This window comes from Pseudomonas sp. PVC-5-1, assembly GCF_057444345.1.
The window spans coordinates 219,320-234,142 of sequence record NZ_CM172024.1 but is presented as its reverse complement, the minus strand read 5'-3'; the positions used below and the strand labels follow the sequence as shown (position 1 = coordinate 234,142).

The 14,823-nt window shown below is 63.8% G+C and carries 10 protein-coding genes; 3 read left to right on the top strand and 7 right to left on the bottom strand.

The features are described 5' to 3' along the window. Nucleotides 1-33 precede the first annotated feature (33 nt). From AC2T3R_RS00995 to AC2T3R_RS00975, 5 genes are all read right to left on the bottom strand, one after another. Nucleotides 34-1,293 carry a response regulator gene (locus tag AC2T3R_RS00995; protein WP_410952677.1) on the bottom strand — a complete coding sequence of 420 codons (1,260 nt, stop codon included), beginning with the start codon at nt 1,291-1,293 and terminating at the stop codon, nt 34-36. Nucleotides 1,294-1,429: 136 nt separating this feature from the next. Beyond that, nucleotides 1,430-2,707: a 4-aminobutyrate--2-oxoglutarate transaminase gene (gabT, locus tag AC2T3R_RS00990; protein ID WP_023662096.1), complete on the bottom strand. Its 1,278-nt coding sequence runs from the start codon at nt 2,705-2,707 to the stop codon at nt 1,430-1,432. 183 nt (nt 2,708-2,890) lie between these two features. Beyond that, complete coding sequence (gene gabD, locus AC2T3R_RS00985; RefSeq protein ID WP_015268576.1) at nt 2,891-4,333, bottom strand: NADP-dependent succinate-semialdehyde dehydrogenase; 1,443 nt, start codon at nt 4,331-4,333, stop codon at nt 2,891-2,893. A 338-nt stretch (nt 4,334-4,671) separates the two neighbouring features. Next, nucleotides 4,672-6,348 (bottom strand): aryl-sulfate sulfotransferase, encoded by a 1,677-nt coding sequence (locus AC2T3R_RS00980; RefSeq protein WP_486744508.1) that lies wholly within the window; start codon nt 6,346-6,348, stop codon nt 4,672-4,674. A 17-nt stretch (nt 6,349-6,365) separates the two neighbouring features. Further along, nucleotides 6,366-8,738, bottom strand: coding sequence for a TonB-dependent receptor (locus tag AC2T3R_RS00975; RefSeq protein WP_486744507.1), 2,373 nt, complete (start codon nt 8,736-8,738; stop codon nt 6,366-6,368). Between the two features lie 156 nt (nt 8,739-8,894). Here AC2T3R_RS00975 and AC2T3R_RS00970 point away from each other — a divergent pair, with 156 nt between their 5' ends. Beyond that, the gene (locus tag AC2T3R_RS00970) at nt 8,895-9,809 is read left to right on the top strand and encodes a LysR family transcriptional regulator (protein WP_486744506.1); all 915 of its coding nucleotides are present in this window, start codon (nt 8,895-8,897) and stop codon (nt 9,807-9,809) included. Nucleotides 9,810-9,938: 129 nt separating this feature from the next. Here the strand turns inward: AC2T3R_RS00970 and AC2T3R_RS00965 are convergent, their stop codons facing one another. Continuing rightward, complete coding sequence (locus AC2T3R_RS00965) at nt 9,939-10,844, bottom strand: TauD/TfdA dioxygenase family protein (protein WP_486744505.1); 906 nt, start codon at nt 10,842-10,844, stop codon at nt 9,939-9,941. A 37-nt stretch (nt 10,845-10,881) separates the two neighbouring features. Further along, complete coding sequence (locus tag AC2T3R_RS00960) at nt 10,882-11,919, bottom strand: ABC transporter substrate-binding protein (protein ID WP_486744504.1); 1,038 nt, start codon at nt 11,917-11,919, stop codon at nt 10,882-10,884. Between the two features lie 297 nt (nt 11,920-12,216). Between AC2T3R_RS00960 and AC2T3R_RS00955 the strand changes: the two genes are divergently transcribed. Both AC2T3R_RS00955 and AC2T3R_RS00950 read left to right on the top strand, forming a co-directional pair. Next, nucleotides 12,217-13,806 carry an ABC transporter permease gene (locus tag AC2T3R_RS00955; RefSeq protein WP_225903914.1) on the top strand — a complete coding sequence of 530 codons (1,590 nt, stop codon included), beginning with the start codon at nt 12,217-12,219 and terminating at the stop codon, nt 13,804-13,806. Beyond that, a complete protein-coding gene (locus AC2T3R_RS00950; RefSeq protein WP_410952670.1) occupies nt 13,803-14,666 on the top strand; it encodes an ABC transporter ATP-binding protein in 864 nt (287 codons plus the stop codon). The genes AC2T3R_RS00955 and AC2T3R_RS00950 overlap by 4 nt, the downstream gene beginning before the upstream one ends. Nucleotides 14,667-14,823: the final 157 nt, after the last annotated feature.

The window sequence follows — 14,823 nt, the reverse complement described above, 5'->3', positions numbered from 1 at the left end:
GCCGGCGATGGGCCGCAAAGCGGCCCCAAAATCTCAGCTGGAAACCTCGGCCTCAGCCACCGGCGGCTCTTCCTGCGGCTTCACCTCAGGGTTCTCCACCTTACGCAACCGCCTCAGCTCCGGCAGGCCAAGCTTGAGCAGCCGCGCAGTCTTGCTGCTGGCCACCTTCTCCAGCCCCTGCTCGGCCGACAGCCGCGACAACTGCCCGGCCAGGTTCATGGCCAGGATCTCCCGCGAGTACACCCCGCCGCCCAGCTGGTATATCGCCGCGATCAACTCGCGCAACCCCAGCGGCAACCGCCAGCGCGTGCGCAGCGCCGAGCCGAACGCCGCACCGAACTCATTGAGCGACAGCTGCACCTGATCCTCATCCAGCTCGCCCCCGGCCAGCCGCCATTCCTGCAGGCAGCGCAGCACCGCCAGGTCGCCCAGGCAATGCAGCAACCCCGCGCAATAACAACGCCCTTCGTCCAGCTCGAGCATGCGTGCCAAGGTGCGGCCATATTCGGCAGCGTGCAGCGACAACTCCCAGTAGCGGGAAGCATGCTCCGCCAGCAGCGGGTCGCTGAGGCGAGCGCTGCGCTTGAGGGTCATGCCCAGGATCAGGTTCATGCTCTGGGTGCTGCCAAGCTTGTTCAAGGCCTGCAGCAGCGTCTGCACTGGTGCTTCGCGGTGCAGCGCTGCGCTGTTGGCCGCCGCAATCAGCACAGCGGTGATCTGCGGATCGCCCTGCACTTCCTCTTCGAGCACTCTCAGGTTCAGGCCCTGGGGATTGAGCGCGCGCTTGATCGCCACCTGCACATCGGCCAGCAGCGGCCCGCCATCGGCGGTAGCGCGACGCTGCTCGAGGTAGGCCGGCAGGCTGGCACCTGGCTGCAAGGCCGGCACCGGGCAGGCGATTTCTTCGCCAACCGCCAGCAGCAGCTCTTCCAGGCGCTTGCGAAGAGTTTCCAGGTTCAGCGGCTTGCTCAGGTAGGCAGTAGGGTGCAGGGGCAACGCCTCATGCACACTGGCACTGTCAATGCGGTTGCTCATGAGGATGAACGGCAACCTCGAGCCTTTCGCGCGTACCTTGCGCAACAGGTCGAGCCCATCGACACCTGCCAGTTCGCGCGCGGCAATGATCAGGTCGGGCTTGCTCGACAGCGCGCTCAAGGCCTGCGAGCCGTCGGCGCAGAGCTGCAAGCGGGCATCACAGCGCACGCTCAGCAGCATTTCGCTGAGCATGTCACGTACCCAGGGGTCGCCCTCGACAATAAGTACGCTTGGTGGGGTGGGGTCTGCAGCGTTCATCGCCAACTCCTGAATAGCCCTGCCACACAGTCCGTCGCAGCTTCCTAAGCAAATCCTCCGACAACGATAGCGCCCCAAGGCTTTCCTGGGCACAAAAAAAACCCGCCGAAGCGGGTTTTTTCTGAAGCACGTCACATCAGGCGATTTCAGCGAAGCACTCTTCGATGATAGCCAGGCCTTTGTCCAGCAGAGCATCTTCTGCGGTCAGCGGAACCAGGATACGCAGAACGTTGCCGTAGGTACCGCAGGACAGCAGGATCAGGCCCTTCTCGCGAGCCTTGGCGACAACCTGGCCAACGGCAGCTGCGTTCGGGGTGTGAGTGCCTTTCTCGAAGACTTCGACAGCGATCATCGAGCCCAGACCACGGACGTCGCCGATGATCGGGTACTTCTTCTGGATTTCGCGCAGGCCGGTGGTCAGGCGCTCACCAACAGCTTTGCTGCGGTCCAGCAGTTTCTCTTCTTCGAACACTTCGATCACGGCCAGGGCCGCGGCGCAAGCGATCGGCGAACCGGCGTAGGTGCCACCCAGGCCGCCAGGAGCGATGGCGTCCATGTATTCGGCCTTGCCGCACACACCGGCCAGCGGGAAGCCGCCAGCGATGGATTTGGCGAAGGTGGTCAGGTCAGGCGCAACGCCCATCTGTTCCATGGCGAAGAAGGTGCCAGTACGGCCAGCGCCGGTCTGTACTTCGTCGGCGATCAGCAGGATGCCGTGCTGGTCGCACAGGGCGCGCAGGCGCTTCATCAGCTCTTTCGGCGCTGGCAGGAAGCCGCCTTCGCCTTGTACCGGCTCGAGGATGATCGCGGCGATGTCGCGCGGCTCGGCGTCGTTCTTGAAGATGCGCTCGACCGAGGCGATGGCGTCGTCAACGCTGATACCGTGCAGTTCGCTAGGGAACAGAGCGCGGAAGATGCCACCTGGCATCAGGCCCATGCCAGCGGAGTACGGCACGACCTTGCCGGTCAGGCCCAGGGTCATCATGGTACGGCCGTGGTAGCCGCCGGTGAAGGCGATTACGCCAGCGCGGCCAGTGGCGGCACGGGCGATCTTGACGGCGTTTTCAACGGCTTCGGAGCCGGTGGTGACCAGCAGGGTCTTCTTGTCGAAGTCGCCTGGGACCAGCTTGTTGATCTTTTCGCACAACTCTACATAGGGTTCGTAGGCCAGCACCTGGAAGCAGGTGTGGCTGACTTTGGTCAGCTGCTCTTGCACGGCCGCAACCACTTTCGGGTGCAGGTGGCCGGTGTTCAGTACTGCGATGCCGCCGGCGAAGTCGATCAGTTCGCGGCCTTCAACGTCGATCACGGTCGAGTTCTTCGCGGTATCGACGAAGATCGGGTGGATCTGGCCAACGCCACGTGGGACGGCGGCGACACGACGTTGCATCAAGGATTCGTTGGTCTTGCTCATAATGCCCTCATTGCGCCGGTCTGGAGTGGCGCTTTTATTCGGGGGTGGCTGGGAGTGCTCGCGAACAGTATTCGTTGATCGACTGCCGTGAACGCCCTGGCCACCAGGTACTGCGATGTAAAAAAGGCCAGCGAGACGTCGCTCTCGCGCCCCGCTGGCAGAGGTAAAGCCTTTACCGTGCTATCAGACGCTGATGCACAGGTATTTGATTTCGAGGTAGTCCTCGATACCGTACTTGGAACCTTCGCGGCCCAGGCCCGAAGCCTTGATGCCACCGAACGGTGCCACTTCATTGGAGATCAGGCCGGTGTTGATACCTACCATGCCGTATTCCAGGGCTTCGGCAACACGGAACACACGGCTCATGTCGCGGGCGTAGAAGTACGAGGCCAGGCCGAACTCGGTGTCGTTGGACATGGCGATCACTTCGGCCTCGTCCTTGAAGCGGAACAGCGGCGCCAACGGGCCGAAGGTCTCTTCCTTGGCGACGGCAGCGGTCTTCGGTACGTCGACCAGAATGGTCGGCTCGAAGAAGTTGCCTTCGATGATCTTGCCACCGGACAGTACCTTGGCGCCTTTGCCAACGGCGTCTTCGATGTGTTCCTGGACCTTGGCGACAGCCTTGCCGTCGATCAGCGGGCCAGTGGTGGTGCCTTCTTCCAGGCCGTTACCGATCTTCAGCTTGGCAACAGCGGCGGCCAGCTTCTGGGCGAACGCGTCGTAGACGCCGTCCTGCACGTAGATACGGTTGGCGCAGACGCAGGTCTGCCCGTTGTTGCGGTACTTGGAGATGATCGCGCCCTCGACCGCCTTGTCCAGGTCGGCGTCGTCGAACACGATGAACGGGGCGTTGCCACCCAGCTCCAGGGAAACCTTCTTGATGTCCTTGGCGCATTCTTCCATCAGCTGGCGACCGATTTCGGTCGAGCCGGTGAAGGACAGCTTGCGGACCAGGGAGTTGCCGGTCAGTTCACCGCCAACTTCGCCAGCGCTGCCGGTAACCACGCTCAGCACGCCAGCCGGGATGCCGGCACGGTGGGCCAGCTCGACCAGGGCCAGGGCGGAGTATGGGGTCTGCGAGGCAGGCTTGAGCACCATGGTGCAACCGGCGGCCAGGGCCGGGCCGGCTTTACGGGTGATCATGGCGGCCGGGAAGTTCCACGGGGTGATGGCCGCGGTAACACCGATTGGCTGCTTGATGACGATCAGGCGCTTGTCTGGCTGGTGGCCCGGGATGGTGTCACCGTAGACACGCTTGGCTTCTTCGGCGAACCACTCGATGAACGAGGCAGCGTAGGCGATTTCGCCCTTGGCTTCGGCCAGCGGCTTGCCTTGTTCGGTGGTCATCAGGCGAGCCAGGTCGTCCTGGTTCTCGATCATCAGTTCGAACCAGCGACGCAGCTTGGCCGAACGCTCCTTGGCGGTCAGGGCACGCCAGGCCGGCAAGGCCTTGTCGGCGGCTTCGATGGCGCGGCGGGTTTCCGCGGTGCCCATCTTCGGCACGGTACCGATGACTTCACCAGTGGCCGGGTTGGTGACCTTGATGGTCTGGCCGTTGTCCGCATCCAGCCACTCACCATTGATGTAGGCTTGCTGGCGGAACAACTGAGCGTCTTTGAGCTGCATGTCGGCTTCCCGAATTGTTGATTGTTGAAAAGCGCCCAAGGCAGGGCATCGAGCGTTTGAAATCTCAAACGAATGCTAAGCGGCTGCTGGGGTGTAGGACAATAGGCTGTTCGAAAAAAAGAACGAATGGTTGAACACCCTGGCGGAAATTTCACATTTCTGTGCCGTAGCAACCGGCCCTATCGCCGGCAAGCCAGCTCCCACAGGGACCCCACAAAATTCGGCACCTGTGGGGGCCCTGTGGGAGCTGGCTTGCCGGCGATAGGGCCAGTACAGGTTAGACGAACGAGCTGAAGGAAATGTGATGGGAGGACCGACGGCCCTCCCGGAGGGATGGGTCAGAAGGCCTTGGCCAGGTCGATCACCAAGGCTCGGTAACCCACGCTGCCCGGCTGCCGGCTGTGCACCTTCAGCTCCACCAGCACCTCCTGGGTCCCGCGCCGCACCTCGTTGAGCACGGTGGTGGTCAGTTTCTCCGGGGTCAGGAAGTTCACCGACGCCGAGTAAATGAACTGGGTGTCGGTCTCCGGCCGGTAGGCCACCACCGAGGTCACCGGGCTATACCACTCGTCGCCGCGCTCCTTGCCGTATTCCCACACCTGCTCGACCGTGCCCTTGGCCTCGTCGATGCGGTATTCCACCGCCCGACTGTAGTTGCCGGTCAGCCTGGTCGGCGCAAAGTCGCGGCCCCAGCCGTTGTCGAACACGGTCAGCGTGCCTTTGCCGGTCAGCCAGGCGGTGTGCTGTGTCCACGACCAGTCGAAGCCTTCGCTCGCCACCGGCGTCAGCACCTTCTCGCGCAGACGCTCAGGCCAGCCTTGAGGCGAGGCGAGAATCCACTTCACCTGCTTGTCGCGGCCTATCTTCACCACGCCCTGGTGCCGTGCTGAAACGATGATGCTGTCGTCATCGGCGTCGTAGTCGATGGCATTGACGTGTGCCCAGTTACGCCCTGTGCCCACGCCCGGGGTGTCACCAAAGGGCAGGTCACCTTCGGCCAGTTCGTTGGCCAGCCGCTCGTCCTGTTTCTGCACCCCGGCCGGCAACTGGATGGCTGCCTTGCCCAGGGTTTCCAGCAGGTCGCCACGGTACGGGTCGAGGATCTGGTTGAGGTCCCAGAAGTCCAGCACATCACCGGCCTCGTTGACCTCGATGATGTGATCACGGATCGAGCGCACGCGCTTGCCGTCGGGCCGGCGATAGTCGCTGGTGCCCACCCGCAGCAGGTAGGTGCCATTGGCGGTCTCGCGGATTTCATGGGAGAAGTCGGCAAACTTGTCGGGCAGGCTGCGCTGCCAGATGCGCCGGCCCAGCAGGTCGTACTTGGAGTAGGTCTGGCCCTGGCCCCAGATCAGCATGCCGTCGCGGGTCTGCTGGAAGCCCATGGTGCCGCCCAGGCCATCGCGGCGGTTGGAGTCGTGGATCTGCTCGATGTCCAGGTACCAGCGCACGTCGCCATTGCTGTCGGCGATCCAGTTGTTGCCCACCTGGTCCCATTCCGCCGCACCGCCCAGGGCATTCCACTTGAAGGCACGCCCGCCCGGGATGTCCCCCTGCAGGTGGTTGAACAGGTACAGGCGCTGTTCAAAACCTGGCGCTACCTTGACTGGCTGCACTTCAGGCAAGGCAGCGGTCTGCCTGGCCACCACCGGCAGGCGCACGGCCGGAGCGTAGATCTGGTACTGCTCGCGGATGCGCTCGCCGTCGAGCTTGTAGGTCACTTCCACCTGGTTGACGTGGTCCGGGTACAGGCCGAATACCGGGATGCCGCCATAGGTCCACAACGAACGGTCGGACACCTCGTAGGCGATGTCCACACCACGCTCGCCCCGCCCCAGCACGCGCACGTGCGCGGCACTCAGGCTGCGCCCACCGTCGCGAATGATCGCGGTCAGCGGCGCCAGGCGATAAGGGTTGACCACCACGTCGCCGAGCAGCGCCTCGTCACGTTCGGGGACCTTGGCGGTCAGGCAGGCGCCTTCAGGCAATGCAGGGGTTTCGGTCTTGGCATTCATGGCATAGCTCCTTGTGCTCAGAAGTCGTAACGGGCGGTGGCGCCGAAAGTGCGCGGGGTACCGAGCACGCCGGCATAGCCACCGTTGGCGGAGTTCCACAGGCTGGTGAAGTAGGTCTTGTCACCGGCGTTCTTCACCCACAGCGACAGGTCGACCACGCCGTCGCCCTGGTCCAGGCGCACACCGGCGGAAAGGTTGACCAGCGCGTAGCTGGGGATCTGGCCGAAATCGGAATCGTCGATGGTGCCCACCGCCTTGGAGCGGAAGGCGTAGCTGGCGGTGACGTAGGGTTCGATGTGCTCGCTGGCCTGCCACTTGTACTGGGTGTTGAGGTTGGCGATGTACTTGGAGGCGCCGACCACCTGGTGGCCGGACAAATCGCAGGTGGCAGTGGCATTGGCCAGGCTCACTTCCGGCGGGCATGGGGCGTCCTTGTACTCGGTGTAGCGCACGTCGTTCCACGAGCCGTTGAAGTTGACCGTGAGGCCGCGCAGCGGCAGTGCCGTGGCTTCGAACTCCAGGCCACGCGAGCGCACGCGGCCGGCGTTGGCCAGGTACTGCACGCGGTTGATCTGGTCGTAGACGTTGGCCTGGTAGCCATGCACTTCGGCCCAGAACAGGTTGGTGTTGAGTTGCAGGCGGTCGTCGAACAGCGAGCTTTTCAAGCCGAGTTCGGCGTTGTTGACCCGCTCGGTGCCGACCAGCAGCGAATCGGTGCCCAGCCGTGGCGCAGCGCCAACGGTAAGGTTGATGCCGCCAGACTTCTCGCCGTGGGTCAGGGTGGCGTAGCCCAGCAATTGCTCGTTGAAGCGGTAGCTCAGGCCCAGCAGGCCAGAGGGGCTGAAGCTGTACTGGTTGAGGTCGCCTGAATCGTAGGCGCCTACCCGGCCCTGGCGTGCTGCTGCGGCGGCCCCGGTTACTGCCGCACCGCCGGTTGGTGCATCGCGGGTCACCCAGGCGCTCTTTTCTTCATAGGTGCCTCGAACGCCGGCGGTGAAGTCCAGGCGGTCGGTGATGTGCCAGGTGCCCTGGGCGAACAGCGCGTAGCTGTCCGTGTCGATGTGCCCGTTGCCAATGGTGTCGACGTTGGCCAGGGCGCCGGCCGGGGTGAGGTTCCAGATGTCCGCCTGCGGCCCGTAGAAAGTGAAGGATTTGTTGTCCAGGTCCTGCTTGAAGTAGTACGCGCCCAGCACGTAGTCGAAGGCACCACCAGTGGGCGAAGCCAGGCGGATCTCTTGCGAGTACTGCTTGTCGCGCACCGACACCCCGGCGCTGTAGAACACCGGCACGTTTAGGCCGTCGTCGTTGCGCGGGGTGAAATCCCACCAGCGGTAGGCGGTGATCGAGGTCAGGGTGAAGTCGTTGGGCAGGGTCCAGTTGGCCTCCACCGAGGTACCGCCCTGGAAAACGGTCACCTGCTGGTCGGCGTCGAAGTTGACCTTGCGGTGCTTGCCCGACACCAACGTCGCGCCGGCCTGGGTGGCCAGGCTTTCGTAGCGATTGACGCCATTGATGGTAGGGCCGGTGCTGTACAAGCTGAGGATGCCGTTGTCGGAGTCTTCTTCGTTGTATTCGCCGATCCAGCGCAGGTTGAAGGTTTCGCTCGGTTTGAACAGCAGCTGGGTACGAAAGCCTTGGCGTTTGCCACCGTTGAGGTCGTCGCCGTTGTGGATGTTCTTCACATAGCCGTCGTCTTCAGTGCGGTAGGCGCTGATGCGCCCGGCCAGCGTGTCGCTGATCGGCCCCGAGAAGCTGCCTTGGGTTTGCAGATAGCCGTCTTCACCAATCGACTGCTGGATGCTGCCCTCGCGGTGGAAGGTGGGCTTGCGCGTGGTGATGTTGAGCACGCCAGCGGTGGTGTTCTTGCCGAACAGCGTACCTTGCGGGCCGCGCAGCACCTCCAGCTGCTCCACGTCCAGCAGGTCGAACACCGCCATGCCGGGGCGGCCGAGGTAGACGTTGTCCAGGTAGATGCCGACGCTGCCTTCCAGGCCATCACTGGCGGGGTTGTTGCCCAGGCCACGGATCGAAATGCTCGACTGGCGGGCATGAACGTAGGCGACGTTGGTGCTGGGTACCAGTTGCTGCAGGTCTTGCACGCGGTAGATGCGTTGGCTTTCCAGGGTTTCGCTGTCGAGCACGCTGATCGGCGTGGGCACGCTTTGCGCGGTTTCTTCGCGGCGGCGGGCATTGACCGTGACGGTGCCGAGCTTGGCTTCCTGCTCCACCGCCGGGGTGGCAGTGACCGGTTCTTCGGCGAAGCTGGCAGAGGACGCCGCCAGCAGCACGCCGGCAGCCAAGGGTTGCAAGGTGAAACGCGACGCGCGCGCAGGCCAACGGGAAACTCCGGACATGCAAATGCTCCTTGAGGCATGGGCCCTGGCGAGCATTTCCGTTGGCGGAACCGAATCGCGGTCAGTCGGGCTTATATTCTTTTAGGTGATATAAATATTTGTAAATCATATTTTGTGGAATAAGTGACTCCCTTTATAAGGGGGCTAACCCTTGTCAGCAATTGCATTCGACCGAAAGTTTCAATGTAAAAAATGCATATCGATCTCCGTCAGCTGCGCCACTACATTGCCCTTGTCGAGCACCGCAGCTTCGTTGCTGCGGCGGCTGCGGTGAACCTGTCGCAATCAGCGTTCAGCCGCAGCATCCAGACCCTCGAGCACAACATCGGCTGCCGCCTGGTGGACCGCGCCAGCAAGGAGCTGGCGCCGACTCGCCAGGGCCTGCTGGTGCTGGAGCATTCGCGGCGGCTGGTGCATGGGGCGCACAACCTGGTCAACGAGATCCACCAGTTCAACGGTGCCACTACCGGCGTGGTGCGCTTCGGCTCCGGCCCGGCGCCGGCAGGGGGTTTGGTACCGCGGGCGGTGGCACGCTTCGTCGCCGAATACCCCGCGGCGCGTACCTGCTTCCAGGTGGATAACTGGCAGGCGCTGAACCGCAAGCTGGTTGCCGAGGAGATCGAGTTCTTCGTCGCTGACACCCGCCAGTTCGAGTCCGACCCGGACTACCAGGTGCACAAGCTGACGCCGCAGCGCTGGCATTTCTGCTGCCGCGTCGGGCACCCGTTGACCGAGCGCGAGAGCGTGCGGGCGCGTGACCTGTTCGACTACCCCCTGGCCACCACCTTCCGCCCGCCGAACATCCGCAAGATCCTCAGCGACCTCAGCGGGCGGCAGGATTTTCTGCCGACGGTGGAGTGCGAGCATGGCTATGCACTGCTGAATGTGGTGATGCATTCGGACACCATCGGCATTGCCTGCAATGCCAACTTGCGGCCGTATCAGCGTGACGGGGGATTGGTGGCATTGCAGCTGGCCGACCTGACGGTGGAGCAGGAAGAAGCGTTCTATACCCGTTATGGGGTGGTGAGCCGGGTGGGGTATGGGCTATCGCCGTTGGCTCAGGGGCTGGTCAGGCAGTTGATTGCCTGCGATACCGAGTTTTAGCTGGCGGGGGCTTTGCCCCCGAATCGCCGGCAAGCCAGCTCCCACAAGATCACCGCAGCCTTCTGGCCTGTGATGTACCTGTGGGAGCTGGCTTGCCGGCGATAGGGCCGCAAAGCGGCCCCGGCGATATCAGCCTTTACGCGTGGTGCGGCTCAACTGGCCATCCACCCCGACCGGCACCTCACCCGCCAGGGTCACCCGCCGCACCACCCGCGGCTGGGTCCCGTAATCATCCACCGCATAATGCTGCGTCGCGCGGTTATCCCAGATCGCCACGTCCCCCGCCTGCCAGCGCCAGCGAACGGTGTTCTCCAGACGCGTCACATGCCCTTGCAACACCGCGAACAGGTGTTGCGAATCCGCCAGCGAATAACCTTTGATGCGCTTCACGAAATGCCCCAGCTGCAGCGCCCGCTCGCCACTGATCGGATGCACGCGCACCACCGGGTGCTCGGTCTCGTACACCGTGGAGGTAAACACTTTGCGATAGCGCTCCAGCTTGGCGGGGTCCACATCGGGCTTCACGCTGGCATAGTCGTATTCGTTGCTGTGCACCGCCCATAGCTTGTCGGCCAGCTCGCGCAGCGGCTCGGGCAGCTCCTGGTAGGCCGTGGCGGTGTTGGCCCACACGGTATCACCACCGGATGCCGGCGCCACCACGCTGCGCAGGATCGAGGCCTTGGGGTAGGCGTCGACGAAGGTCACGTCGGTGTGCCAAGAGTTGGCCCGCTGGCCTTCGGCACCATCGAGCTGCAACAGGTAGCTGGTGCCATCCACCACCGGCACGGTGGGGTGGGCGACCGGCTCACCGAGCAACTTGGCGAAGGCTTCCTGGCTTTGGTCATCCAGGTGGGTCTGGCCACGGAAGAAGATCACCTTGTGCTTCACCAGCGCGGCCTGGATGGCGTCGAGGGTGGCGGCATCAAGGTCGGCGGACAATTTCACCCCCCGAATTTCGGCACCGATGCGGCCGGCAACCGGGTGGATGTCGAGTTCGAGGGTATATGGCGCGGTGGCCAGGGCGGCATTGCTCATGGTCGTGTCCTTGCGGTCATTGTCGGGTTTTCGGGGTTCAGCGGGCGGCCTGCACGGCCTGTTTTTGTTGCAGCGCAACATCGAGGAAACGTGGTTCGATCCAGTCGGCCACCTGGAAGCCACGGCGGATCAGGCGCTCCTTGGCGGCCAGGTCCACGCCCTGTTGCAGCTGGCCGACGAATTCGGCGTCCAGCCGTGGATCGAAGTAATGGGCCAGGTCTTCCTTGGCCAGGTCGTCGCTGAGGATGCTGCGCGGCCAGTTGGCATTGCTGGCCACCAGCTCGACATAGGCCTCGCGGTTGTGTTCGTCGCGCAGCCAGGCGCTGGCCTGTTGCTGGGCATTGACCAGGCGCTGCACCAGCTCGGGGTATTTGCGGATGAAATCGCCAGTACCCAGTAGCACTGCCTGGGTACTGCCGGCGCCTTCCAGGTCACGCGAGTTGACCGGTAGCTCTACCAGCCCGCGTTCGCGCAGCGACAGCAGGTTGGACAGGCCCCAGGTGGCGTCGATCTGCTTGGCGGCCAGTGCGGCATTGGCGGCGTTGAAGTCCAGGTTGATCACCTTCAGATCGCGCTCGCTCAGCCCTTGGCTGGCCAGGGCGCTGGCGAACGACAGCTGGTTGGCGGTGCCACGGAACACCGCCAGGCGCTTGCCTTTGAGGTCTTGCAGGGTCTTGATGCCGGAACCGGGCACCACGCCCAGGTAGCTCTTCACCCCACGTACCCCCGCCGACAGCACGCGGGTATCCAGGCCATTGGCCTTGCCGACGATGGCGGCCAGGTCGCCGAGGTAGGCGAAATCGGCCTGGCCGTTGGCCAACGCTTCGTTCACCACCGGCCCGGCGCCCTTGAAGAAGTGCCAGTCGATGCGAATGCCGTCCTTGGCGAATTCCTTCTCCAGCAGTTGCTGGTCACGCAGCACGTCGACCACGCCACCGGCGCTGGGCTTGCTGCCCGCGCTGAGGTCGGGCACGGCGATGCGGATGCTTGCTGGCTTGGCCGGTTCAGCTGCGTGGGCGCTGAGGGTGAAGGCCAGCCCAAGGGCGGTGATCAGGTGGCGCAGCGGGGTTTTCATGGCAAGGCTCCTTGGCAGGCTGCCACCGGCGATGGCCGGCGCTTTGGCCAGAAGCTAGGCAGGTCTGGCTAGAACCTACAAAGACAGAAAATTCATTCTTCAGTAACTGAATGGCATAAATCAGGCGGCATGCGGGCCTGCGACTGGCTTGCGAAAAGCGCATGGAAAATATGAGGAAAACGCAACGGCGGGGGGCTTCCGTATGCATGAAACGCATGCTCTTATCTCTTGAAAGTCATTTTTCAGAATTTTTAATTCCATAAATGAATAATCTAACAACGTCTTGAGAGATGGCCGATGAATGGAATTCTGAGCAGGAATCGGAGGTGGCTCCGGGGGCCGCTGTGCGGCCCTATCGCGACACAAGGCCGCTCCTACAAAGGCCTCGCATACCTGGTGCCTGCAGCAATTGCCGTGCTGTGGGTAGTGGCCAGCCGGGAGCATTGGATGAGCGAGCAGATTCTGCCGGCGCCAGCATTGGTTTGGCAGAGCGCGGTGGAGTTTGGCTCCGGCGAGCTGTGGGGGCACCTGTGGATAAGCTTGCAGCGGTTGTTCTGGGGGCTGGCGGTCGGCATCGGCAGCGGGTTGCTGCTGGGTGTTTGGCTGGGAGCTTCGCGGCGGGCGCAAACGCTGGTGCTGCCGACCTTCGTGGCGCTGGCACAGATTCCTACCCTGGCCTGGATCCCGTTGTTCATGCTGTTTTTCGGGATCGGCGAGCTGCTCAAGTTGGTGGTGCTGGTGAAAGCCGTGGTGGTCCCCGTCACCTTGCACACGCTGGTCGGTGTACGCGATGCCCAGCCCAAGCTGCGAGAGGCCGCTGCGGTGCTGCGCCTGCCTCGCCATCTACTGTTCCTGCGCCTGCTGCTACCGGCTGCCCTGCCCGCCTTCCTCACCGGCGTACGCCTCGCCCTGGCCACCGGCTGGACCTCGCTGCTGGCGGTCGAACTGCTGGCCTCCAGCGAAGGGATTGGCTACCTGATGGTGTGGGGACGGCAGCTGTTCATGCTCGACCTGGTGCTGCTGTGCATCCTGGTGATCGGCCTGGTCGGCGCACTGCTGGAGCGCGGCTTCTCGGCCCTGGAAAAGCGCCTGCTGTACTGGCCGCAAGCGGCCACAGGGGAGCAGCACCGTGGCCCCGTGCCGCGGGGTTGGCAAAGCCTGCTGCTGCCACTGGCACTGTTGGCCCTGTGGCAGTTCAGTAGCAGTTTTGGCTGGGTAGACAGCAACATCCTGACCTCACCACTTGAAGTGTTGCGCACCCTGCTGACCGGCCTGGCCGATGGTTCGCTGCCGCAAGCCTTGCTGCTGAGCCTGCAGCGCGCTTTGGCCGGCTTGCTGCTGGGCGGTAGCGCTGGCCTGCTGGCCGGTTTGCTGTTGGGGCTTTCGGCCAATGCCGAACGTATCTTCGGGCCTAGCCTGTCGGCGTTGCGTCAGGTGGCGCTGTTTGCCTGGGTGCCGCTGCTCACAGCCTGGTTCGGCCTGGGTGAAGGGGCCAAGCAGGTATTCGTCGGCATGGCTGCGTTCTTCCCGTTGCTGATCGCCACCCAGCGCGGTATCGCCAGCCTCTCGCCACAGCTGGGCGAAGCGGCGCGCACCCTGCGCCTGAACCTGTGGCAACGCCTGCGGCTGCTGGTGCTACCCGGCGCAGCCCCGGCCATTTTTGCCGGCCTGCGCCTGTCGCTGATCTACGCCTGGCTGGGCACCATCGGTGCCGAATACTTCATGCCCTCGGACGGAGGCATCGCCAGCCTGATGATCGGCGCCCAGCAGCTGTTCCGCATGGACCAGGTAATGGCCGCCATGCTGCTGATCGGCCTGGTCGGCGCCCTGCTCGGCACCCTTGGACAACGCCTCGAATCGCGCGCCACGCGCTGGAGAACCGCATGAACGCCTTCAATACCTCGCACCTGCACGCGGCCAACCAGCCCGACGTCACCCCGCCTCTGGTCAGCTTCGAGGGGATCGGCAAAGTGTTCAGCGTCGATGGGCAGCCGCTGGAAGCCATCCGCAACTTCAACCTGTCGATCAACCAAGGCGAATTCATCGCCATCGTTGGTGCTTCCGGCTGTGGCAAATCTACTCTGCTGCGCCTGCTGGTGGGGCTGGATACCGACTACAGCGGCAACATCCGTGTGGACGGCCACACTGTCAGCGGCATTGGTAGCGAACGCGGCATCGTGTTTCAGGAGCACCGGCTGTTCCCCTGGCTGAGCGTGGAACAGAACATTGCCCTGGGCCTGGTCAACGAACCGCTCACCCAGGGTGAGCGCGCGCGGCGGGTACACGAGTTCGTGCAACTGGTGGGGCTGGTCGGCTTCGAGTCAGCCTACCCACACCAGCTGTCCGGCGGCATGGCCCAGCGCGTGGCGATCGCCCGAGGCCTGGTAGCCAGCCCGCGTATCCTGCTGCTCGACGAGCCGTTCGGCGCGCTGGATGCGCTGACCCGCCAGCAACTGCAGGACGAGCTGCTGGCTATTCGCGAACGTGCAGGCATCACCACGCTGCTGGTCACCCATGACGCCGAAGAGGCCACCTACCTGGCCGACCGGGTGGTGGTTCTGGAACCGCGCCCGGGGCGGATCAAGTCGGTGGTGGAGATCGACCTGCCACACCCACGGTTGCGTACGGGCGCGGCACTTCACGAGCTGCGGGAGAAGGTGCTGCACCAGGTCACCGGGGATGGCGGCTACCTGACGCCGCCGGTGCGCCGGGTCGAAGGGTTGAGGCCGGAGCTGATTGCGCTCTGAGCCTGTGGGAGCGGGCATGCCCCTCCTCATAGAACTACACCGTGTGGGAGCGGCTTTAGCCGCGAACACCGGCGCAGCCGGTGCCATGCACCGCGTTGGATTCTTCGCGGCTAAAGCCGCTCCCACAGGGTACGCGGACCGCTTGCGAATTCAGGTC